General features: G+C 37.5%; 25 protein-coding genes. 21 read left to right on the top strand and 4 right to left on the bottom strand.

Going from position 1 to position 23,239, the window contains the following annotated elements; translation table 11 throughout:
- The first annotated feature begins 28 nt into the window (after positions 1-28).
- From V7127_RS22325 to V7127_RS22315, 3 genes are all read left to right on the top strand, one after another.
- On the top strand, positions 29-748 hold the full coding sequence (locus tag V7127_RS22325) for a YwaF family protein (RefSeq protein WP_335489776.1): 720 nt from the start codon (positions 29-31) through the stop codon (positions 746-748).
- Between the two features lie 10 nt (positions 749-758).
- On the top strand, positions 759-2,651 hold the full coding sequence (gene selB, locus V7127_RS22320) for a selenocysteine-specific translation elongation factor (RefSeq protein WP_335489773.1): 1,893 nt from the start codon (positions 759-761) through the stop codon (positions 2,649-2,651).
- Positions 2,652-2,908: 257 nt separating this feature from the next.
- On the top strand, positions 2,909-3,868 hold the full coding sequence (locus V7127_RS22315) for a C40 family peptidase (protein ID WP_335489770.1): 960 nt from the start codon (positions 2,909-2,911) through the stop codon (positions 3,866-3,868).
- Between the two features lie 67 nt (positions 3,869-3,935).
- Here V7127_RS22315 and V7127_RS22310 read toward each other — a convergent pair whose 3' ends face one another.
- On the bottom strand, positions 3,936-4,985 hold the full coding sequence (locus V7127_RS22310) for a M42 family metallopeptidase (RefSeq protein WP_335489767.1): 1,050 nt from the start codon (positions 4,983-4,985) through the stop codon (positions 3,936-3,938).
- On the opposite strand from V7127_RS22310, the gene V7127_RS22305 reads away from it, so the two are divergent.
- Positions 4,979-5,113 (top strand): hypothetical protein, encoded by a 135-nt coding sequence (locus tag V7127_RS22305; protein WP_335489764.1) that lies wholly within the window; start codon positions 4,979-4,981, stop codon positions 5,111-5,113. The genes V7127_RS22310 and V7127_RS22305 overlap by 7 nt on opposite strands.
- On the opposite strand, the gene V7127_RS22300 is transcribed toward V7127_RS22305, so the two are convergent.
- Positions 5,110-5,724 (bottom strand): hypothetical protein, encoded by a 615-nt coding sequence (locus tag V7127_RS22300; RefSeq protein WP_335489761.1) that lies wholly within the window; start codon positions 5,722-5,724, stop codon positions 5,110-5,112. The genes V7127_RS22305 and V7127_RS22300 overlap by 4 nt on opposite strands.
- Positions 5,725-5,831: 107 nt before the next feature.
- Positions 5,832-6,017 (bottom strand): hypothetical protein, encoded by a 186-nt coding sequence (locus V7127_RS22295; protein WP_335354641.1) that lies wholly within the window; start codon positions 6,015-6,017, stop codon positions 5,832-5,834.
- Between the two features lie 307 nt (positions 6,018-6,324).
- On the opposite strand from V7127_RS22295, the gene V7127_RS22290 reads away from it, so the two are divergent.
- The 7 genes from V7127_RS22290 to V7127_RS22260 all read left to right on the top strand — a co-directional run bounded on the left by V7127_RS22290 (position 6,325) and on the right by V7127_RS22260 (position 13,490).
- Positions 6,325-8,301 (top strand): LTA synthase family protein, encoded by a 1,977-nt coding sequence (locus V7127_RS22290; RefSeq protein WP_335489758.1) that lies wholly within the window; start codon positions 6,325-6,327, stop codon positions 8,299-8,301.
- 176 nt (positions 8,302-8,477) lie between these two features.
- Positions 8,478-8,711, top strand: coding sequence for a hypothetical protein (locus V7127_RS22285; protein ID WP_335346506.1), 234 nt, complete (start codon positions 8,478-8,480; stop codon positions 8,709-8,711).
- A 128-nt stretch (positions 8,712-8,839) separates the two neighbouring features.
- The gene (locus tag V7127_RS22280; RefSeq protein ID WP_335489755.1) at positions 8,840-9,547 is read left to right on the top strand and encodes a helix-turn-helix transcriptional regulator; all 708 of its coding nucleotides are present in this window, start codon (positions 8,840-8,842) and stop codon (positions 9,545-9,547) included.
- Between the two features lie 197 nt (positions 9,548-9,744).
- Positions 9,745-10,407, top strand: a complete 663-nt coding sequence (gene sdaAB / locus V7127_RS22275) for an L-serine ammonia-lyase, iron-sulfur-dependent subunit beta (protein WP_335489752.1) — start codon at positions 9,745-9,747, stop codon at positions 10,405-10,407.
- A gap of 214 nt (positions 10,408-10,621) precedes the next feature.
- Positions 10,622-11,503 (top strand): L-serine ammonia-lyase, iron-sulfur-dependent, subunit alpha, encoded by an 882-nt coding sequence (gene sdaAA / locus V7127_RS22270; RefSeq protein WP_335354636.1) that lies wholly within the window; start codon positions 10,622-10,624, stop codon positions 11,501-11,503.
- Between the two features lie 166 nt (positions 11,504-11,669).
- Entirely contained in the window at positions 11,670-12,035 is a 366-nt protein-coding gene (locus tag V7127_RS22265) for a hypothetical protein (RefSeq protein ID WP_335489749.1), read from the top strand.
- A 189-nt stretch (positions 12,036-12,224) separates the two neighbouring features.
- On the top strand, positions 12,225-13,490 hold the full coding sequence (locus V7127_RS22260) for an MFS transporter (protein WP_335489746.1): 1,266 nt from the start codon (positions 12,225-12,227) through the stop codon (positions 13,488-13,490).
- 35 nt (positions 13,491-13,525) lie between these two features.
- On the opposite strand, the gene V7127_RS22255 is transcribed toward V7127_RS22260, so the two are convergent.
- Positions 13,526-14,899: a dipeptidase gene (locus V7127_RS22255; RefSeq protein WP_335489743.1), complete on the bottom strand. Its 1,374-nt coding sequence runs from the start codon at positions 14,897-14,899 to the stop codon at positions 13,526-13,528.
- 411 nt (positions 14,900-15,310) lie between these two features.
- Between V7127_RS22255 and paaA the strand changes: the two genes are divergently transcribed.
- From paaA to V7127_RS22205, 10 genes are all read left to right on the top strand, one after another.
- Positions 15,311-16,216 carry a 1,2-phenylacetyl-CoA epoxidase subunit PaaA gene (gene paaA, locus V7127_RS22250; RefSeq protein WP_335489799.1) on the top strand — a complete coding sequence of 302 codons (906 nt, stop codon included), beginning with the start codon at positions 15,311-15,313 and terminating at the stop codon, positions 16,214-16,216.
- A gap of 32 nt (positions 16,217-16,248) precedes the next feature.
- Entirely contained in the window at positions 16,249-16,605 is a 357-nt protein-coding gene (gene paaB, locus V7127_RS22245) for a 1,2-phenylacetyl-CoA epoxidase subunit PaaB (RefSeq protein ID WP_335489740.1), read from the top strand.
- Entirely contained in the window at positions 16,592-17,407 is an 816-nt protein-coding gene (paaC, locus tag V7127_RS22240) for a 1,2-phenylacetyl-CoA epoxidase subunit PaaC (protein WP_335489736.1), read from the top strand. Before paaB ends, paaC begins: the two co-directional genes overlap by 14 nt.
- Positions 17,408-17,425: 18 nt before the next feature.
- Positions 17,426-17,920: a 1,2-phenylacetyl-CoA epoxidase subunit PaaD gene (paaD, locus tag V7127_RS22235; protein ID WP_335489733.1), complete on the top strand. Its 495-nt coding sequence runs from the start codon at positions 17,426-17,428 to the stop codon at positions 17,918-17,920.
- A gap of 26 nt (positions 17,921-17,946) precedes the next feature.
- Positions 17,947-18,255 (top strand): EthD family reductase, encoded by a 309-nt coding sequence (locus V7127_RS22230; RefSeq protein ID WP_335346496.1) that lies wholly within the window; start codon positions 17,947-17,949, stop codon positions 18,253-18,255.
- Positions 18,248-19,027 carry an enoyl-CoA hydratase-related protein gene (locus tag V7127_RS22225; protein WP_335489730.1) on the top strand — a complete coding sequence of 260 codons (780 nt, stop codon included), beginning with the start codon at positions 18,248-18,250 and terminating at the stop codon, positions 19,025-19,027. Before V7127_RS22230 ends, V7127_RS22225 begins: the two co-directional genes overlap by 8 nt.
- 124 nt (positions 19,028-19,151) lie before the next feature.
- Entirely contained in the window at positions 19,152-20,027 is an 876-nt protein-coding gene (gene paaX, locus V7127_RS22220; RefSeq protein ID WP_335346494.1) for a phenylacetic acid degradation operon negative regulatory protein PaaX, read from the top strand.
- A 278-nt stretch (positions 20,028-20,305) separates the two neighbouring features.
- Positions 20,306-21,364, top strand: coding sequence for an ABC transporter substrate-binding protein (locus V7127_RS22215; RefSeq protein WP_335489727.1), 1,059 nt, complete (start codon positions 20,306-20,308; stop codon positions 21,362-21,364).
- An 18-nt stretch (positions 21,365-21,382) separates the two neighbouring features.
- Entirely contained in the window at positions 21,383-22,396 is a 1,014-nt protein-coding gene (locus tag V7127_RS22210) for an ABC transporter permease (protein ID WP_335489724.1), read from the top strand.
- On the top strand, positions 22,389-23,183 hold the full coding sequence (locus tag V7127_RS22205; protein WP_335355351.1) for an ABC transporter ATP-binding protein: 795 nt from the start codon (positions 22,389-22,391) through the stop codon (positions 23,181-23,183). Before V7127_RS22210 ends, V7127_RS22205 begins: the two co-directional genes overlap by 8 nt.
- Positions 23,184-23,239: the final 56 nt, after the last annotated feature.

Below are 23,239 nucleotides of genomic sequence, written 5' to 3'. Positions count from 1 at the left end.
AAATTAAATAAAAGAGAGGAATCCTTCATTGAACAAAGTATTTGGTCATGAATATTCTCTTTTTCCATTTGAAGCATTTTCTTTTCAGCATTTTATGATGATCATTATCTTAATAGGTGGCACGATTTTCCTTTATTCAAAGAAAAACCATTTAAAGGAACATGATAAGTCTGTTAGAATTCTCATGTTTTTAAGTCTGTTCGTTTTGGAAGCCATGTATCATATATGGCTTATTAAAGATGGTTATTGGGATATATCTTTTACGTTACCGCTACAGCTCTGTTCATTAAGTCTTATTCTTTGTCTTATTTTACTTACTTCTAAATCAAATTTTATATTTCAAATTGTTTTCTTTATTGGGATAACGGGAGCAGCAATGGCGGTAATAACGCCTGAGTTATTTCTTGGTTTTCCTCATTTTCGTTATTTCCAATTTTTTATAACTCATATCTTTATCATTTGGACTTGTTTTTATTTTTGGATAGTCCACGATTATACACCTAATGGAAAGGGTCTAATCATGTCTTTCTTATTTCTAAATGGGAGCGCTTGTCTTGCTTTTGCAGCGAATAAGGTGACAGGCGGGAATTATATGTTTCTAGCGTATAAACCTTCAAATGCATCATTATTAGATTATTTTGGTCCGTTTCCTTATTATATATTAGCTCTAGAGGGAGCAACTTTGTTTTTCTTCTTCCTTTTGCTCGTAATTTGCAATAAAGTAAAGGTAAAAGCAATACAGAGGTAGGTGACAGCTTTTGAATACGAAAAGATATTTCACAATTGGTATGGCGGGCCATATCGATCATGGTAAGACAACGCTTACGAAAGCGCTGACCAATGTTGATACGGACAGATTGAAAGAAGAGAAGGAAAGGCAAATATCAATTGAACTTGGTTTTGCTCCTTTATATGAAGATCAAGAGCTGGAAATTTCAGTAGTAGATGTTCCAGGTCATGAACGCTTTATTAGACAGATGATAGCTGGAGTAGCTGGAATTGATTTAGTTTTACTCGTTGTTGCGGCCGATGAAGGAGTCATGCCGCAAACCCGTGAGCATTTACATATACTCGGTTTATTAGGGATTAAGAACGGTATTATTGCAATTACAAAAATTAATCGTGTTGACAATGATTTTATTGACCTTGTAAAAGATGATATATTAGGTGAACTAAAAGGTACGATATTTGAAGACGCACCATTTATGCTTGTCGATAGTTTAACTGGTCAAGGAATAAAGGATTTGAAACATTTCATTATTCATGAATTAAAAAAACAGGATCCTAGAGATATTAGAGGTGCTTTTCGTCTTCCCATTGATCAAGTGTTCTCTGTGAAAGGGCAGGGTACAGTAGTCAGAGGAACTGTTTATGAAGGATCAGTAGAGGAAGGACAAGCATTAAAGATTATGCCAAAAGGGCTGGAAACACGTGCAAGGCAGCTTCAAGTCCACCATAAACCAGCTATAAGCGCCTATGCGGGTCAGCGGACTGCCATTAATTTGTCCGGAATTGCAAAGGAGGATATTCAGCGTGGTGATGTGCTAGTCTCTTCAGAGCATTTTATTGTCACGCAAACAATTGATGTCGCCATTCGTCTTGTAGGGGATTTAGAATATTTAGTTAAGCAGCGCATGCCAATCAAATGTCATATTGGAACAGCTGAGGTTATGGGGCGGATTGTGTTATTTGATCGTAATGAAATAAAGTCGGAAGCAGAGGAAATCCTTTGTCAAATCCGCTTGGACGAGGAGGTTGTCACGAAAAGAGGGGACCGCTTTATATTAAGACGTCCTAGTCCACAGGAGACAATTGGCGGAGGTTGGGTAATTGACCCAAGAGGAGAAAAATATCGATTTGGACAAAAGACAGTTGATGACCTTGAAAAGAAAAAAGAAGGTACACCAAAAGAAAGAATTTATGCTGCACTTTATGAGGCAAAAAGTTTGCCGTTTCAAGAGATTTTGAAAAGAACATCTATTGCGGAACAAGAGCTTCAAAACTATTTAATGGATGAAGAGTTTCTCCTATATGGCGGAAAAGAGTACACCCTGTTTATAATCAAGGAATCAATTGAAAAAGACATGAAGACTCTCTTACAGGATTTTCACGGTGAGAGTACTTTGAAAGCAGGGATGAATAGGGCAGAGCTCTTGCAATTAATTAGTAAACAATCCCCTAAGAAACTAGCAGAATTTGTGTTAGAGCAGGGGATTGAAACAAGTGTTTTCGGTAAGAAGGATCAATTTGTTTTCCTAAGCGAATTTACGCCTCATGTACCAAAAAGCTGGCAGAAGCGCACCGAAAATATGCTTGCAGATTTGAAAAAAGACGGATTAAAGGTTAAGTATTTCAATGATTATATTACGAAAGCCGGAATTCCAAATGATTTAATACTAGACCTAACAAAATTTCTAACGGATATCGAAGAAGTGATCTCCCTTGACGAACAATTCTATTGGCATGCGGAGCACTTCAATAAAGCTGTTGAAAAATTAAGAGTGAGAACCACTATAGAATTTGAAGTAGGTGATGCAAAAGACATCCTCGATCTTTCACGTAAGTATATGATCCCATTTCTAGAGAAGCTTGATTCTTTAGGTTATACAAAGAGAGTCGAAAATAAAAGGGTGTGGCAGGACAGAGCATAAATTCATGGGGAAGCTGATTACAATCAGCTTCTTTTTTTCGTGTTAAACAAATAATTAACTTGCTTTATTTATCTAGGGGTTACTTAGATCTCGTTTTTAGGGTTAAATACCTATGGATTTTTGGGTAATCTTTACACTATGCCCAGTATTGGTATCTATAGGGTTAAATTCCCGTCCAGGCCAATTTTTACATATAGGATTTTAATAGATTTATTACTAAAATAAGGGTGTATAAGAAAAAATAAGGAGTGGACACCATGAGAAAGCAACTACTGACGTTGACAGCAACAGCTGGGTTAGTATTTACTGCATTTCAGAATCCTGCAAGTGCTCACGAATTGACTTATCAAGTCCGATCGGGTGATATGTTATGGAAAATTGCCCAAGCAAACAATCTATCTATTAGTCAGCTTATGGAATGGAACAGCCTTACAGATTACGTTATCTATCCGGGACAAAGTTTGAATCTAATGGAACCACATAATCATGAAGAAGTTAATAGAGAAGCAGATTACTATATTGTCAAAAGTGGTGATACATTATGGGGAATTGCCAATTCCAATAAACTAACGATTGACGCATTAAAAAGTTTGAATAATTTGAATTCTAACTTTGTTTATCCTGGGCAAAAACTACTTGTCAAGCCAGCTCAGCCTGCCCCTCCATTTGATCGTCCTGATTCAATTAATACATATACCGTCCAAAATGGAGATTCTCTTTGGAAAATAGCAACTGAAAATAATTTATCTGTTACACAGTTAATGTCTATGAATAGTTTAAATTCTAACGTCATTTATGTAGGTCAAAAATTAACGGTTCAACAGGCAACTGCAACTCAAATTAAAGAAAGTGAAGTTTCAAAGGTTGATGCTCTGATTGCTGAAGCAAAGAAATATATAGGTGTGCCGTATGTTTGGGGAGGGAGCTCACCTGCGGGATTTGATTGCAGCGGCTACTTAAACTATGTTTTTAATCATGCAGGAATATCTATTCCGCGAACAGTCTTAACCATTTGGAATGCAACAAAGTCAGTTTCATCACCAGACATAGGGGATATTGTGTTCTTTAATACAAGTTCTGCTGGTCCATCCCATGCAGGAATTTACCTTGGAAACAATAAATTTATCCACTCTGGATCGTCTACTGGGGTCACAATTAGCGATATGACTCTAACCTATTGGAAAACCCGTTACTTGGGTGCGAAAACTGCCTTTTAAATTAGATGTTTTTTTTTTGCAGAAAAAGGTAAACCAAGCCACTAATAAGGGCTTGGTTTACTAGTGTTTATTCGATCATTTCTGATAAAACGTAATGATAGAGTAATTTAGCTGTATTATCAATGGAAGACTTATGAGTACGTTCAAAAGCATGGGATGAATCAATTCCAGGTCCAACTAAGCCATGAACGATATCATGACCTGACCGGATTGCGGCAGATGCATCTGATCCATAAAAAGGATAAATATCTAGCTTATAATCAATTTGGTTATCCACTGCAAGCTGAACAAGTCTTTTTCTTAAACCATAGTGGTAAGGTCCGCTCGCATCCTTTACACAAATAGATACTGTGTATTCATCAGTAGATTGACCATCACCCATGGCTCCCATATCTACAGCCAAATATTCAACTGTTTCTGGAGTAATATTTGAATTACCACCATAACCAATTTCCTCATTATTAGATATTAAAAAATGGGTCGTATAGGGTAGTTCGATTTTCTCGGTCTGGATTTGTTTAATTAATAGCAGAAGAATGGCTACGCTTGCCTTATCGTCTAAATGTCTTGATTTAATAAATCCAGACGGTGTTATTTCCACTCTAGGGTCAAAAGAGACAAAATCTCCGACCTCAATGCCTAAGGCACGAACATCCTCAGCATTTTTTACTACTTCATCTAAACGCACTTCCATATTATCCTGGTTTCTTTCAGCCTTGCCTGCATCTTTGTATACGTGGACGGACGTTTGATGCATTAAGATTGTCCCGGTATATTTTTTTCCTGATGCCGTTTCAATCTCGCAATATTCCCCTTCAATTGAGTTATATTTAAATCCGCCAATTAGGTCAAGCTTTAACCTTCCGCTCGGTTTAATTTCCTTAACGATGGCACCAAGTGTGTCTACATGAGCTGTAAGCATTCGATGGTTCGTATCATCCTGGCCGCCGATCGTTGCAATTAGACCGCCTTTGCGATTTCTTTTTGTTTCGACCTTTAATTCTTTTAAATAATTTTCAACAAATGTGATGACTTCATTTGTATTTCCAGATGGACTTGGAATGGATACAAGCTTAGAAATTAATTGAAAAATCTCATCTGTATTTGGATATGACATATGTATGGCCCCTCTCTATGAAAATCGTGGATCTTCCCTATTATACTGCTTTATACATTCATAATAAATTATTAAGAGGCATGCTTGATAACCGAAATGGTGCAATTAGCATGCCTTACCATGATTAATGAATTTTTTCAAGCTCTGACGTAACTGAGAACTTTTCCGTATTCTTTTCTGATGAAACAAATTCCTGCTTAACCATCCCCATCCCAGGTGCCCAATACTTTCGGACAATCGTCTCATTTTCCATATCATACTGTTCGATGATGACGACATTTTTTACTTTGCCAGTAGGGAGCAGCAGCTCCGCATTTGTATGACTTATTGTAAAGCCATTAAATGATTTCTCGAGTTGTAATGGTTTTATTAAAAGTGGGACAGGGTTAAATTGCTTTTCTAACTCTGCCAAAGGTGGAATCTCTTCATCATAGAATTCAGGCCGATCATAAACCTGATAAATTCCTTTATCCGTTAACTTATAAATTTTTAATATTCTAGTTCCGCCATTTTCAACAATAGAAGGAAGATAGCTGTCTGTTCTTTGATAAAAAAATTCAGTAAAGGCTGCATATTCATTCCCTTCACCTCGGTATACATATGTTTTATTCTCTTGAGGAAAATACTCTTCAATTTTTATTTCTTCTGCAGTCCCTTTTGGTTTTGGTGATTCCGCTTTTTTTTCAGCACATCCCGTTAATAAAAGAAATCCAATGAGCAGAAATAAGTACTTGTTCATAATTTTAACTCCTTTAATAATATGACGGAATAATTGTAAAAGAGTTTCAATATTCTAACTTGTCTTTATGTACACCAGGAGATCATGTAAAGATCTCCTGATTCATTTTATTTACCAATTAAAGCTTTGACTCCTAGATAAAGCAGCGCCAAAGAGAAAACGATGATTGCAATTACGCCTAAAATATGAAATAAACTCGCGATACCTGCCGTGATCACAGCAGATGTAGGAACCTTCATTAAAGCAAGTCCAGCCAAAATACATGCTAAATATAGTAAAGCTAATGGATTCATAATGTATCCCTCCTTTACTACAATTTATGCAAAAAAAGAGGGGGTTGTTCGGGTGAAAGGACTGAATAAGGTGAAAAATTATTGTAAATAAATTTCGTTTATCATCCGATAATTTTTGAATTTTTTGCAGAATTTTGAAGAAATAATACTAATAATATATTGTAAATCCCTGTTTAATTTTTATTTTTTTTATGTTATATTATTAAACGTTCACCAAACTGATAATTATTTGATTGCAAATAAACAACTAATGTAAACTTAGCGATTGCTAAGTTTTTCTGATTTTTACAATTATGAGGTGTAAACTATGAAAAAATTATTACCTTTAACAAAGGAATTAATGAAAGAAAAAAGAATGAGAATTTTCTTCTTTATCGTCATTCTCTTTTGGTTAAAAACATATGCAGCGTACAGAATAGAATTTAGTTTAGGAATTGATAATAAACTTCAAGAATTTTTATTGTTTCTTAATCCATTAAGTTCCGCCTTATTATTCCTAGGTTTTGCTTTATTTTTTAAAGGACGGATGCAATCAGTATTATTCATTACGATGAACTTCCTGATGTCGTTTTTATTATATGCAAATGTTGTTTATTACCGATTCTTCAATGACTTTATTACAGTTCCAGTCGTCATGCAAACGAAGACGAACGGGGGGCAATTAGGAGGAAGTGCTTTATCCCTCATGAGTCCTTTTGATGTATTTTACTTTATTGATACAATTATCCTGGCGTTTTTTATCTTTAAAAAATGGTACAACCCTAGTAAGACAGTAAGCAGAAAGCCTGCGAAGTATGTGATTGCGGCAGCTATCCTAACTTTTATTATTAATCTAGGTCTGGCTGAAGCAGATCGTCCACAATTGCTTACTCGTTCTTTTGACAGAAACTATCTTGTGAAATATTTAGGTGCTTATAATTTCTCTGTTTATGATGTCATTCAGAATGCAAGGTCAGCTAGTCAAAGAGCTTTAGCTGATTCAAACGACATTACAGAAGTGGAGAACTATATTAAAGCCAATTATGCTGCGCCTAATCCTGAATACTTTGGAAAAGCGAAAGGAATGAATGTGATTTACATTTCTTTAGAATCACTTCAAACCTTTATTATCGATTACAAGTTAAACGGCCAAGAGGTAACTCCATTTTTAAACTCATTGGCGCATAATGGCGAAACATTCTATTTTGATAATATTATTAACCAAACAGGTCAAGGAAAAACATCAGATGCTGAATTTATTATGGATAATTCTTTATATCCGATGTCTCAAGGTTCTGTCTATGTAACAAAAGCTCAAAATACGTATCATGCCGCACCAGCTATTTTGAAAACACATGGATATACGTCAGCAGTTTTCCACGGAAACTATAAAACGTTTTGGAATCGCAATGAAATGTATCGTTCTTTAGGATATGATCAATTTTTTGATGCAGAATATTACGATATGAGTGAAGAAAACACGAAAAACTATGGCATGAAGGATAAACCATTCTTTACTGAATCCATGCCGATGTTAGAAAGTCTGCCACAGCCTTTTTATACAAAATTCATTACTCTATCTAATCATTTTCCATTTAAAATGGATGAAGGGGATACTGATTTCCCTGCAGCTGAAACTGATAATAAGGTAGTGAACCAATACTTCCAGTCTGCGAATTATATGGACCAGGCAATTGAACAGTTCTTTAATGACCTTAAAGCATCAGGACTATATGATAATACGGTTGTTGTCATGTATGGCGATCATTATGGCATTTCAGAGAACCATAATGATGCGATGGCTGAAATTATCGGAAAAGAAATTACTCCTTTTGAGTATGCTAGAAATCTGCAAAGAGTTCCGGTATTCATCCATGTACCAGGAGTAGATGGCGGAGCTCAGCATCAAATTGGCGGCCAAGTAGATGTTCGTCCAACAGTGCTGCATTTATTAGGAATTGATACGAAGGATTATTTGGAAATTGGCTCTGATCTTTTGTCTAAAAACCATCGTGAAGTCATTCCATTCCGCAATGGAGACTTTGTCTCTCCGAAAGTGACCCAAGTGGACGAAAAATTCTATTCCAATGAAACAGGTGAGCTTGTAGATGGAGAAGAATATGCACATTTAGCTGAAAAAGCAAAAGCTGAACTGCAAATATCAGATAACATCGTGTATAAAGACCTTCTAAGATTCTATCAGCCAGATGGCTATGAACCGATTGACAGAAATGATTATCAGTATATAAAAAAGGAAGATCCGATCAAAAGTGAAACAGGAAAACAAACGGGCAATGTGGAATAATGGGAAGGGCGGAGAGTAAATCTTCGCTCTTTTTTGTTGCTTTAAAACTGTTTCATAATGTACAAAAAAAATGTTTAACATAATATTATTATGTAAACAAAAATATTTGAAATTAGACTATCGATCATCTATATAGTAAAGTGAAGTTATAGTTTCATTAGACAGGAGGAATAATAATGAGCGAGTGTAAATTAGATCATTCACTTGAAGATGTTAAGCTGAAGTACGAGCAGCAAAAAGAATTTTTACCTAATAGCATGGCTCCGCTATTTGAGGCTTTCTTTAATGAAGAACATACACAGGATATATTAAATGAAGTATTTCACCTGTTAAAGAAATATGATTTAGCAACAGAAGATGAGAAGGTGCAGAGGGAAAACCGCTTAAATTTAGTTTTAAAAAATGTATAAAATGAAATGTGAGAAGACTTGTTAAGCGGAGTCTTCTTTTTTTTGAAGGCTGTTACAAAATTTTTGTAGCTATTAAAATATTATTTTAACTACACAAATTTTGTGATATTATAATATTACTTGTTTAAATGAAAAAGTTTATGAAGGATGTGTCAGAATTGAAGGAATCTCATCGCCCAATATTTGATTTAGCAATTCGCACAGCCGATATGCTTGTAAAGATGTTTGGGTCTCGTTGTGAAGTAGCCGTTCATGATTTTTCAGATTTGAAAAGATCGCTTATTCATCTTGCTGGGAGTGTGACTGGAAGAAAAATTGGCTCTCCCATTACGGATCTAGTGTTAAACGAGCTAGCAAAAAAGGATCAGGAAATAGAGGATATTCCGAGCTATAAAACACAGTCGAGCAAAGGGAATGTGATGAAATCAGCAACGATCTTCCTTCGTGATATTCACGGTAAGATTATCGGTGCTTTATGTATTAATTATGATATAAGTCTATTAATGCAATTTGGCGGTGAAATCGAAGAATTTATTAGCTTTGATGAACAACAGCATACAAAATCAGAAAACTTCTTCACCTCTGTCCAAGAGGTTATCCATGAAATGGTTGAACAAGTTTTGCTCGGATTTAAGAAAGCGCCATCCCTAATGAGCCTTGATGAAAAAGTGGAATGTGTTAGGCAGCTTGATGAAAAAGGGACATTTCTAATAAAAGGTGCAACAGATTATGTGGCATCAGTACTCGGTGTTTCAAAATTCACGGTTTATAATTATTTACAAAAAATTAGAACAATAAATGAGCTTCAGCCAGAAGAGCTTGCTGAACATAAATAATTTTGAACTCATAAATTAATAGAAAAGCGGAAGCGCCTTGGTCACCCCCGACAAGCACAAGACGAGCCTCCCGGATAGGTGTTCTTTACCTTTCTGGGAGGATTGGCTTGTGACCTCGAGGGGGTAGGCGCTGGAGCTAGACAGTTCTCCAACTCGAGATAAGTTATTCTAATATTTATTATAAAGGAGCATTCGACATGAAATATAGATCCGCTTTTGATATTATCGGTCCGGTCATGATTGGCCCATCCAGCTCTCATACGGCAGGAGCTGCAAGAATTGGACGTGTGGCCAGAACATTATTTAACCGGCTTCCAAAGAAAGCAGTAATATCTTTATATGGTTCATTTGCCAAAACCTATAAAGGCCATGGGACGGATGTAGCAATAGTTGGCGGGCTCTTAGATTTTGATACGTACGATGAGCGTATTCCTTCTTCACTGAAGCTTGCTGAAGAGGCTGGAATGGAGATTGTATTTTCTGTAGAGGAAATGGTACCAGATCATCCGAATACCGTTCGGATTAATTTATATGATGAAAAAGGTGATTTAGAGGTTGTTGGTATTTCAATTGGCGGAGGCACGATTGAAATAACTGAACTAAATTCATTTAGGCTTAAATTGTCTGGCGAACATCCAGCTATTCTTGTTGTTCATAACGATCAGTTTGGTGTTATCTCATCTGTTACAAAAATATTAGCCAATCATGAAATCAATATTGGTCATATGGAGGTTTCCCGTAAGGAAAAGGGAAAAATGGCCTTAATGGTGATAGAGGTAGATCAAAAGATCCAACAGGATGTCATTGCAGAGATAGAAAATGTACCTAATGTAACGCAGATTATTAGAATGGTTGATTAACTTTATTCAGCAGAAATCCCCTGTTTCTATAAATGGGAGATGAGTAAATAATAATAACTAATTTAGTGGAATGTTAAACCACGGCTGAATAAAGTTAAAGCCTCCGGCGGATGCCTCGATTTTTTAATGGAATTTTTCGAGCGAGCTCGAAAAAAATCGGGCACAAATACGCCAAGGCGCATTTGATTATATAGCCAGGATTAGGGGTGGAAAGATGATTTTATTTAGAAATGTAGCTGAACTTGTTGAGCTTGCTGAAAGTAAACAAGTGAAAATAGCAGAAATTATGATTCAGCAGGAAATTGAAGTAACTGGGCTTACTAGAGAAGAAATTATTGCTAAGATGGATCGTAATTTAACGGTTATGGAAGAAGCTGTTGAGCGCGGTTTAAAAGGGGTTACTTCAGTCTCCGGTTTAACGGGTGGAGATGCAGTTCTGCTGCAAAATTATATTAAAAGCGGAAAATCATTATCAGGAAATATTCTGCTGGATGCGGTAAGTAAAGCAGTAGCAACGAACGAAGTTAACGCAGCAATGGGTACTATTTGTGCAACTCCGACTGCTGGTTCTGCAGGTGTTGTACCTGGTACATTATTTGCAGTGAAGGAAGTCTTAAATCCAACGAGAATGGAAATGATTGAATTTCTATTTACTTCTGCAGCCTTTGGCTTTGTTGTGGCAAACAATGCGTCTATTTCTGGTGCTGCTGGCGGCTGTCAGGCTGAGGTGGGCTCGGCAAGCGGGATGGCGGCTGCCTCTATTGTCGAGCTTGCTGGAGGTTCACCTAGTCAGGCTGCTGAGGCAATGGCCATTACATTGAAAAACATGCTTGGCTTAGTATGTGACCCTGTTGCAGGATTAGTAGAAGTTCCTTGTGTGAAACGAAATGCAATGGGTGCTTCAAATGCGATGACCGCAGCTGATATGGCTCTAGCTGGCATTAAAAGCCGAATTCCATGTGATGAAGTCATTCATGCGATGTTCCTCATTGGTCAGTCAATGCCATCAGCATTAAGAGAAACGGCTGAAGGCGGCCTTGCTGCAACTCCAACAGGACGAAGACTAGAAGCAGAAATATTTGGCGAAAAAAAATAAAATACATGAGATGCCTGGATATGGTGAATGTCCAGGTTTTTTTGTTTTTGCTATTCACACTTCTGACATATTTTAGTAAATCATTATCATTGTAAATAAATATTCACAGATTCCTACTAGTCAATGGTGGTAAGATGAATGTAATAAAAATAAGGAGCGATAGGTGATGGAGGAGATATTAACGAAAATATTGATTGGAATGAATGACATAAGAAATCAAGTTGCTGAAATCAGTGATAACATTAAATCGCTGGAGAGACGGCTGGATCGATTGGAGAAAGTCGATAGCATTGAACATAGAATAGAAGTGAATCAAATTGATTTGTCTGATATTAAGGACATAGTTGAAAAAATGGAATCCTATCAAAGAGAGGAATTAAATGACTTTTTTCAATATTTGAAAGGGGCTTCAATTAAAATATTCAGCGAAGAATTACTTTGTATTAATCAGCGTTTGGATGCCCAATTAACGAAAATTGCTAAAAACGAAGAAGCTATTTTGATGCTAAAGGGTAAGAACATGGTCAGCTGATTATTTTTAGTTATATGCTATATCTAAAGAGGCCGGAAATATGGCTTCTTTTTCTTTTTCGAAAAGCTGTTGTGAGTCCAGTAATAAAATTTTTCCTAAAACGCAGAAACCCCCTTGCATCTTATTTGAGGAGGGATTATGATAGCTAAAGAAAAATTATTTAGAATGACGAAATAAATAGCTCCATGAATGAAGGAAGAGGAAAAAATGCCACAGTCGTATAGTACATTAAAGGCAAATGAAAAGCTTAGTATCCGAAATGGAATTGCAACAACCATTGTCCTAAATATTAGTAACAATTATTTTCCCTTGTTCGCTATTAGTGTTCTTGGGGCTACAAATTATCAGGTCGGATTAATTAGTTCATTGCCGCAATTTGTCGGGATGTTCGCGATGCTGATCGGATCAATCATTTTAAGCAAATTAGAAGAAAAGAAGAAATTTACAGCTTATTCCTTTCTGGCTGCACGTTTGTTTCTCATCGCAATGTTTTTTGTCATATATCTACCTGTTGAATATCGGAGCTGGGCATTTGTTCTTTTAGTTGGATTTATGAATTTACCTGGTTCATTTGCCAATTTAAGCTGGCAATCCTTTATTGGAGACCTTATTCCTGACGAAAGAAGAAGCGGCTTTTTTAGTGACCGAAATAAAATGATGACTATTGTTGGGATGATATCTACCTTCTTGATCGGTATTCTCTTGCAGCAATTTGATAAGAGCAATGCTTTGCCATTTCAGCTATTATTTATTTGTGCATTCCTTTTCGGGTTATTGGAAGTTTACTATTTATTGAAGCATAAAGAAAAAAAGACTGATAAGAAAATAGAAAAGAAGAAACTAAATCTAGGCCTCCAGGTTTATAAACATAAACCATTCGTTTATTTTTTAGTTTGCTGCTTATTTTTTAATTTTGGATGGCAAATGGCGTGGTCATTATTTAGTATTTACCAAATAAAATATGCAGGAGCGACTGCTTTTTGGATCAGTTTATTTACAGTTTCCAATCAAATTGCTCAGATAGCCAGTTTTAAATGGTGGGGGAGAATGGCCGACAAACACAGCAATGCAAAGATGCTGATATTGGTATCTTTAGGAATGGCCAGTACTCCAATTTTGACTGTGCTCTCCACTAATTTAGTTTATCTTGTCATTGTAAATGCTTCTTCTGGCTTATTCGTCTCGGGGACCGTGTTATTATTATTTAATCATTTATTAGAGGTTACAACGGAGGATAATCGCAGTACATGTATTTCGAATTATAATATATTGCTAGCACTTGTAGCGTTTATTGCTCCACAGTTCGGTGTATTCCTTCTTGAGAATACTAGTATGGACGTGGCCATGACTATTTCTACTATTCTAAGAGGAGCTAGCGCCATTCTGTTCTTTTTTATGTTCTTATATATGCGAAAAAGCCATGCGGGAACAATCGGCAGTAAAGTGCTTGGATAAATGGAAAGACGCCAGCTAAAGTGGCGTCTTTTAACTTAAATTGATTTCTCCAGTTCATACCAATAATAACAAATTGTATCAAGACCTTTATCAAAGTTTTCTAAATGAAAATGCTCATTTGGCGCATGGAAATTTTCATCAGGCAGACCGAAACCCATTAAGACAACAGGAAGCTTTAATATTTGATCAAATGCCGCTACGATCGGAATGGATCCGCCTCCACGTGTATAGGATGTAGGAACTCCATATACCTTTTCATAGGCACGGCCAGCAGCTTGAATAGCTGGATGGTCAAAAGGAGTGACATACGGTGAACCCTTATCAAATAAAGAAATATTCACCTCTACACCTTTTGGTTTATTTTTTTCGATATGCTGCTTTAAAAGGTTTACAATCTCATCAGGATCTTGATTTGGGACTAGACGGCATGTAATTTTTGCAGTAGCTTCAGAAGGGATGACTGTTTTAATGCCTTCACCTTGGAAACCCCCATAAATCCCATTTACTTCAAGTGTCGGCCTAACCCATAATCTTTCTAATGTCGTATAGCCTTTTTCTCCGAATAATTCTGTGACTCCAGCTTGCTGCTTAAAGCTTTCATCACTCATTTCCAAAGCATCGTATGCTTGTTTTTCATCTTCAGTTAAAGGCTGAACTTGATCATAAAATCCATCTACAGTTATTTTTCCATCGATATCATGGAATGTATTAACTAGTTGGACTAGGGCGTGAATAGGGTTTTGCACAGCTCCGCCATATAAACCTGAATGCAGATCTCCTTTTGCACCTTTCACATCAATTTGTAAGCCGCATAATCCGCGTAGACCATAGCAAATGGTAGGCTTGCCTTTATCAATCATGCCCGTATCCGATATAACAATCACATCAGCTGATAAAAGCTCTTTATTTTCTTCAACAAAAGCTGGAAGATTAGGACTTCCAATCTCCTCTTCGCCCTCAATGCAAAACTTAAAGTTTACCGGAAGAGTGCCAGTTGTTTGCAGGATTGCTTCAATGGCTTTCAAATGCATGAATACTTGTCCCTTATCATCACTGGCACCACGAGCATATATTTTTTCATCTCTAATATCTGCTTCAAATGGGGAAGTCACCCATAAATGAAGGGGATCTACAGGTTGTACATCATAGTGGCCATATATAAGAACTGTCGGTTTTCCTTCGGCCTTTAACCAGTCTCCATAGACAACGGGATGCCCTTTTGTTTCGTAAATTTTTACATTTTCAACCCCTATTTTTGCCAGTGCATCAGCTGTCCATTGGGCTGCCCTTTGTACATCGTCTTTATGGTCGGGCAGGGCACTAATACTTGGGATTGCTAAAAATTCAAAGAGCTCCTTAAGATGTATTTCTCTTTTATCCTGAAGAAAATCCAATACTGCTTGATTCATTTTACCTTCCTCCATGTCCTTATGTCATTATTCCGGAATTACCTTTACATAATCTTTCCAAATTGTTTGTCCTATCTAACTATAACATAGTCAACTGTTTGGATAAAAACTCTAAGCCACTACCGTCAGGCATCGGATTTTCAATGAAGAAAATTGGGTGAATAAATATATAAAATTTTCAGAAAACTCATTGACTTTTTACCATTTCCAATGTATCTTTGTGATAAATATATGACACATAATAATCACCACGATAAATAAACGTTATATAAAATTATTTAAAGGATCGATTTTAATTTTTAAGTAAATTGTATGAAGTAATTAAAACGTTATTAAAATTTGGGGGTGAGTAATTTGTCAATAACGATTTTTAACGAGCACTTAACAGATGAGGAGAAATACGAGCACTTCATGAATCGTATCAACAATGGTGAAAAAATTGAAGCAGATGATTGGATGCCTGACGAATATCGTATAACGCTGATTAAATTAATTTCAATGCATGGAATTAGTGAAATTATGGGGGCGTTGCCTGAAAAGGAATGGGTTCCGAAAGCACCTTCATTAAAAAGAAAGCTTGGGATCATGGCAAAGGTACAGGATGAAATGGGACACGGGCAGCTTCTATTAAGAGTTGCAGAAGATTTAATGAAGCCTTTCGGTAAAAGCCGTGAAGATATTATGCACGATTTATTTAACGGAAGGCTGAAATTTCATAATGTGTTTCATATGGAAGCCCCGACATGGGGAGATGCAGGATTAATTGGCTGGCTTGTTGATGGTGCAGCCATCATTTCGCAAACCAATATGCTAGATGCTTCATATGGGCCTTATGCAAGAGCGTTGAAAAGAATTTGTGCAGAGGAAGTTTTCCATGCCCAGCATGGCGAGTCCATCATTATGGCATTGGCTGAAGGAACAAAGGAACAAAGAGAGATGGTTCAAGGTGCCATTAATAGATGGTGGGATGCCCTCCTGATGTTCTTCGGTCCGGCAGATGCATCAACGACTGGAACTTCTAAGCAAGACATTACAATTAAATATCGAATTCGAACCAAAACGAATGAACAACTGAGACAGGATTTCTTTTCGAAATACATTCCTAGAGTCATTTCTCTTGGATTAACAATCCCGGATGAAACGATGCATTTTGATAAAGAGCAGGGAAAATGGGTTTATAAGCAGCCTGACTGGGACCGGTTTAAAGAAATTGTCAGGAATAAAGGCCCGAAATCAAAGGAACGTTTGGAATTGCGGCAAACAACTTATGTTGAAAATCAGTGGGTCCGTGATGCGCTGGCAAATGTAAATCATTGAATTTATGAAGAAATTAGATTGGAGGAGAGCCTTTGAGCAGTGGAGGATTTTACCAGGAATTCGAGGTTTTCAGTAAAAGGACGGACACCTCCCCATTACAATATCAGTTTTCCTTGCTTGCTCCAAATCAAGAGCTTGCATTAGTTATGGCACAGGAAAACTTTATGCGGAGGGAGCCGGTAGCAGATATTTGGGTAATAAAAAGCTCGGATATTCGAAAAATGTCTCTTGAGGAAAAGCAGACATTGATGCGGCTTGATAATAAAGATTATCGAAATACGAAGGGATACGGCTATTTAAGAAAAAAATGGCGTCAGTATGAACAAGCAATGCTTGATGAAAAGGAAATTTTGTCATGGGGAGGATTGAAAAAGAGTGAACAAGACTGATATTTCATCACTGGATCCTGCATATAAATCTTCATTAACAGCACTCTTATACCAGCTCGCTGATGATGATTTCATACTCGCCTACCGAGGATCGGAATGGCTTGGCCTTGCTCCTCATATTGAGGAGGACGTTGCCTTTTCCTCCATTAGCCAAGATACAATGGGGCATGCGGCGATGTTTTATCAGCTTCTAGAAGAACTTGGTGAAGGCAGTGTTGATGAATTAGCGCATTCACGAAAAGCTAAGGACCGAAGAAATGCTGTTTTGCTTGAAATGGTTAATGGTCCGGGCCACTATTTATCAATGCCCCAGTATGACTTTGCGTTTGCAGTCGTCAGAAATTACTTCTACGATCAGGCAAAGAAAATCCGTATGGACTCCTTGAAAAATTCATCCTATCAACCACTTGCCCACATGGCAATCAATGTGAATATGGAGCTCTTCTACCATCTTCTACATTGGAAAACATGGTTTGTGCAATTAATGAATGCTGGTGGTGAGGCAAGAAAAAGAATGGAAGCTGCTGTTGCAAAAGTGTTTGCTGATTTCGAAGGTGTACTAACATTAGGGCCACAGGGGAGTGAGATGACAAAATTAGGTTTGATTGAGGAAGAAGACGTATTGAAACAGAGGTGGAGGTCTGCCATGCTTCCAGTCTTTGAAGCGATCAATCTACCGTTGCCAGAATCGTTTGGAATGAAGAGCGGGAATGGACGTTTAGGTGAACACTCAAAGGACCTCGACATAGCTTTAGCCATTCTTTCCGAAGTATATCATACAGATCCCGCCGCTAATTGGTAGGAAGAAGGATTGTTTAGAATGAAGAAAACAAATACTTCTGCAGACAAAATTATTAAAGTGCTTCATCAAGTTAAGGATCCAGAAATAGACTCTATTTCGATCGTCGATTTAGGGATGGTAGAAAAAGTGACAGTGGACGGCTCCTCCGTCAGAATTGAGCTGCTTCCAACCTTTATGGGCTGCCCAGCTCTTGAAATTATCCGTCATAACGTAGTTAAAGAAATTAAATCTCAATTTGCTTTTGAGCTAATTGATGTACAATTCATTTACCACCCACCATGGACGTCAGACCGAATTACAGTAAAGGGGAGAGAGGATTTAAAAGAATTCGGAATTGCCCCTCCTCCAAAACATATCCGCGAAACTGGAGAGTGGCAAGTGAATTGCCCGTTTTGCGACTCCAACTATACAACTCTAGACAATCTCTTTGGGCCAACTGCCTGTCGCAGCATTCTATACTGCAGGACTTGCAAAAACCCTTTCGAAGCTATGAAACCTGTTTCAACAATATAAATACAAATTGAAGGGAAGAAAGTAAAATGGCAAAACTTATCGCATTATACAAGCATCCTGAAAACAAAGAAGCTTTTGATAAGCATTACTTTGAAACACACGCTCCTCTTACGGAAAAAATCCCTGGACTTCGCAAAATGGAGGTTACTAGAATTGTAGGCAGTCCAATGGGTGGGGAAGGGAAGTATTACCTCATGTGTGAAATGCATTATGACAGTCTAGAGTCACTTCAATCGGCGATGAGAACCGATGAAGGGAAGGCTTCAGGCAAAGATGCAATGAAATTTGCAGGTGATTTAATTACATTAATGATTGGTGAAAGCGTAGATGGGTAATGACTATGAATTTATTGAAGCTGCCATTGATGGAAAGCTAGGATTCATAGCCTTAAATCGTCCAAAGGTACTTAACGCAATTAATCGCAAAATGGTTTCAGAAATTCTAACTGTTATGGAAGAATTTGAAGAGAAAGATGATGTCAAAGTCATCATATTGACCGGCAAAGGAAGGGCATTTGCTGCTGGAGCTGATATCGAAGAAATGGCTAATGACGATGCAATCGATTTTGAACTGCGCAATCAATTCAAGGATTGGGACCGATTGGCCATGATAAAGAAGCCAATAATTGGAGCTGTCCAGGGGTTTGCTCTTGGCGGGGGTTTTGAACTTGCCCTATGCTGCGATCTTCTTTACGGCGCGGAGGATGCGGAATTCGGATTTCCCGAAGTAAATCTTGGTGTTATGCCTGGTGCAGGAGGAACGCAGCGGTTAACAAAGCTAGCTGGTAAAACAAAGGCGATGGAATGGCTTTTTACTGGAAAAAGAATCTTGGCAAAAGAAGCTCTCCATTTTGGGATAGTCAACCAACTTTTTGCTAGTGAGGTTCTAATGGAAGAAACATTAAAAATGGCTAGACATATAGCCAATCAAGCACCGATATCTATTCGCTTAATAAAGGAATCGGTGCTGAAAGCGGTAGATGTCCCTCTTGAAGAAGGCATGGATTTTGAAAGAAAAAATTTCTATTTATTATTTTCAACTGAAGATCAAAAAGAAGGCATGAAGGCTTTTCAGGAAAAAAGAAGGCCGAATTTCAAGGGGAGATAGAGAATATAACATAATGCTAGGATTTAAAATGTTATGAATATTTCATTTTATATAGTAGAATTACTTCATAACGTAATTATTTCGACATTCTTTCTATATGAAATGAAGTGAGGATTGAAGGTACTTGAATACTAGATCAATGATTTTTACTTTATATGGAGACTATATATCACATTATGGCAGTAAAATTTGGATTGGAAGTTTAATTCGGTTATTAAGTGAATTTGGTCATAATGATCAATCTGTTCGGGCAGCTATTTCTAGGATGAATAAGCAAGGCTGGGTTCAGTCCGATAAAATCGGCAATAAAAGCTATTATTCTTTAACAAATCGTGGTCAAAAGAGGATTGATGAAGCGGCTAAAAGGATATTTAAACTTATGCCGGAAAAGTGGGATGGACAGTGGAGAATATTCATGTACACCATTCCAGAGGAAATTCGGACAGTAAGGGATGAACTTAGAAAAGAATTAGTATGGAGCGGATTTGGCTCCTTATCTAATAGCTGCTGGATTTCGGCAAATAATCTCGAAAAACAAGTTAATGAAATCATTGATAAATATGATATCAGTCATTATGTCGATTTCTTTATCGCCAAATATGAAGGGCCACATGATAATTTTCGTTTAGTTGAGAAGAGCTGGAACCTCGAGGACATTAATTCCAAGTATCAATTGTTTATTTCCGAATATAGTCAGAAATACATCATTGATAAAAATAAAATACAAAAGGGACAAATGTCCGATGCTGAGTGCTTTGTGGAAAGGACTAAGCTCGTTCATGAATATAGAAAATTTTTGTTTGTTGATCCGGGACTGCCTGAGGAGCTGCTTCCTGATAAATGGTTGGGCAGTCATGCAGCATCCTTGTTTAGTGAATATTATAAAGAGTTAGCAAAGCCAGCTTCCCGCTTTTTTGAAACTGTGTTTAGAGAAGGAAACGAGATTGAGCACAAAGATGTTAATTACGATGTGCTCGATCACCCGTATATTGTTGAATAGTTATGATGCCATTCGTCCTAGTATGAAAGAAGGGTGGATTTAAAGCATACAGAATAATTCTGTATGCTTTTTTTCTTGCTTCCAAAGTGATAATATATTAATCTAAATATATTAAATTTTTTGAATATTATTGACTGTTTACTTCGTAAAATGATAATATAACGATATATTTACGCTATCTACGTTATTTATCATATAAAAGATGCTTTATACATAGGTAGTCCACACTGCGATTTTTGCAGTGTTTAATATTTATTATAAAGAGGGGGTATTTCAAGATGAAAAGGTCTTTAAAAGTTTTATTCTTCCTATTGGCAGCAGTTCTGCTCATGCTTAGTGCATGTGGAAAAGAGGAGGCAGCCCAACCTGCTGAGGCTGAAAAAGGAAAAGAGGAAGCAGCCCAACCTGCTGAGGCCGAAAAAGAAAAAGAACAGGAAAAACAGAAGATTGGCATTACCCAGTTTGTTGCCCACCCTTCCTTAGATGCTGCAACAGAAGGATTTAAAAAGGCATTAGAGGATGAAGGATTTAAAGAAGGGGAAAATGTGGAATTTAACTTCCAAAACGCGCAAGCTGATATGAATAATACACAGACAATTGCCAATAACTTTGTTGGCGATAAGGTTGATTTAATTTTTGCCAATGCCACTCCAAGTGCAGTTAGTGCTCTAAATGCAACGAAGGATATACCAATTCTGTTTACATCTGTAACCGATCCAGTCGGAGCGGGTCTTGTAGAGGCATTCGATAAACCAGGCGATAACATTACAGGTACAACAGATAATCATCCGGAGGGTACCGCAAAGACCATTCATTTTATCATTGATGAAGCTGGAGCGAAGACGATTGGCGTCATTTATAATGCAGGTGAACAAAATTCTGAAGTGCAGGTTGCAGAAGTGAAGAAACTTGCTGAAGCGAAGGGTGCAACGATCGTTGAAGCCTCCGTATCAACATCTGCCGAAGTAAAGCAGGCTACTGAATCATTAGTAGGCAGAGTAGATGCCATTTATGTCCCGACAGATAATACGGTTGTTTCTGCTTTAGAATCTGTTATATCAGTTGCGGATAGCGAGAAGCTGCCGCTATTCGTTGGTGAGCTTGACTCTATGAAGCGTGGGGCGGTTGCAGCAAGTGGCTTTAGCTACTATGATCTCGGCTACCAGACTGGAAAAATGGCTGCAGAAATTTTAAAAGGTAATAAAAAGCCATCTGACATTCCGGTTGAACTTCCAAGCAGTTTAACATTAATGATTAATAAGAAAGCTGCTGAACAGCAGGGACTTGAAGTAAAGCAAGAATGGGAGAAAATTGCGGAGTTTTATGAAGGCGAATAACAGAGGGTGTGATTCATAATGTTCACGGCAGTATTTGGAGCGTTTGAAGCTGGAATTATCTATGCGATTATGGCACTCGGAGTTTATTTATCATTTCGAGTGCTGGATTTTCCAGACTTAACGGTAGATGGAAGCTTTGTAACAGGCGCGGCTGTTGCAGCGACAATGATTGTTAGCGGGATAAATCCATTTCTAGCCACTGTTTTCGCACTTATCGCTGGGTTTGCTGCAGGCTGTATTACGGGTGTCCTTCATACGTTCGGAAAGATCAATGCTCTCCTATCTGGGATATTAATGATGATTGCTCTTTATTCGATTAATCTCCGAATTATGGGGAAATCAAACGTTCCGTTATTGAATACAGAAACAGCTATAACAAATGTTAGAGATACTTGGGATAAAACGGGGTTAAACTCCTTTTTTAATAGTATTCTTTCTGCAGTGGGGCTTGGAGATAGCTTGCCAAGGACATGGGGTATATTAATTTTCATGTTGATTGTTACCTTTTTGATCAAATTCCTAACAGATAAGTTTCTGCAGACTGAAATTGGGCTGGCTATAAGAGCGACTGGCGACAATAAGCGAATGATTAGAAGCTTATCAGCCAATACAAATTTAACAGTCATTCTAGGACTTGGCCTTTCCAACTCCATGGTTGCATTTTCTGGAGCGCTAATAGCCCAGCAGGGTGGCTTTGCTGATGTTGGGATGGGCATTGGGATGATTATTATTGGGCTGGCATCAGTTATTATCGGAGAGGCGCTGTTTGGAACAAAAACGATTGCAAGAACAACTTTAGCGGTTATCGGCGGCGCAATTATTTACCGAATCGTTGTGACACTTGCTTTGAGGGTAGATTTCCTTGAGCCTGGTGATATGAAATTAATTACGGCAACGATCGTTATTTTAGCTCTCATTCTTCCAAAAATAATTGACTCTTCAAAAGAGAAAAAGAGGAAAGCGAGAAAACAAGCGGAAAGCTTGGCCATGAGTAATATCCCTTCGGATAGAAAGGAGGGGCCATATGCTTGAGCTCAAACACATTCATAAAATTTTTAATCAAGGAACACCTGACGAGAAAATTGCCTTAGATCGTATTCATTTAAAGTTAAATAAAGGAGATTTTGTTACCGTAATAGGCAGTAATGGGGCTGGAAAATCAACCTTAATGAATATGATCTCTGGCGTCATGATTCCTGACGTTGGCACTGTATCTATTGATGGACAGAATGTTACGATGATGTCGGAATACAAAAGAGCAAAGTTAATTGGGCGTGTGTTTCAAGACCCAATGGCTGGTACTGCTCCGAGTATGACGATTGAAGAAAATTTAGCAATGGCTTATTCCAGAAATAAGCAGAGAACGTTACGAAAAGGGGTTACGAAGAAAAGAAAAGAATATTTTCAAGAAGTGCTCCAAACGCTACATTTAGGGTTAGAGAATCGGCTCACGGCTAAAGTTGGATTGCTATCAGGAGGAGAAAGGCAGGCACTCTCATTATTGATGGCCACATTTACAGAGCCGGCAATCCTGTTGCTGGATGAGCATACAGCCGCCCTTGATCCAGCACGTGCAGAGCTCATTACGAATTTAACAAAGGAAATTGTAGAAAAATACAATCTGACGACATTAATGGTCACTCATAATATGCAGCAAGCTCTTGATTTAGGCAATAGACTAATTATGATGGATAAAGGTCAAATAATCTTGCAGGTAGAAGAGGATCAAAAAGGAAACTTGACGATCGAACAGTTATTAAATGAGTTTCAGAGAATTCGAGGTTCGAAAATGGCAAGTGATCGGGCTTTATTATCTTAATATTAAACATTAAAGGGATTAATTAGAGATTGTTCACTAATTAATCCTTTTTATTA

The organism is Bacillus sp. JJ1773 (genome assembly GCF_036962035.1).
Lineage (GTDB): Bacteria > Bacillota > Bacilli > Bacillales > Cytobacillaceae > Cytobacillus.
This window is presented reverse-complemented; position numbering and strand designations above follow the sequence as displayed.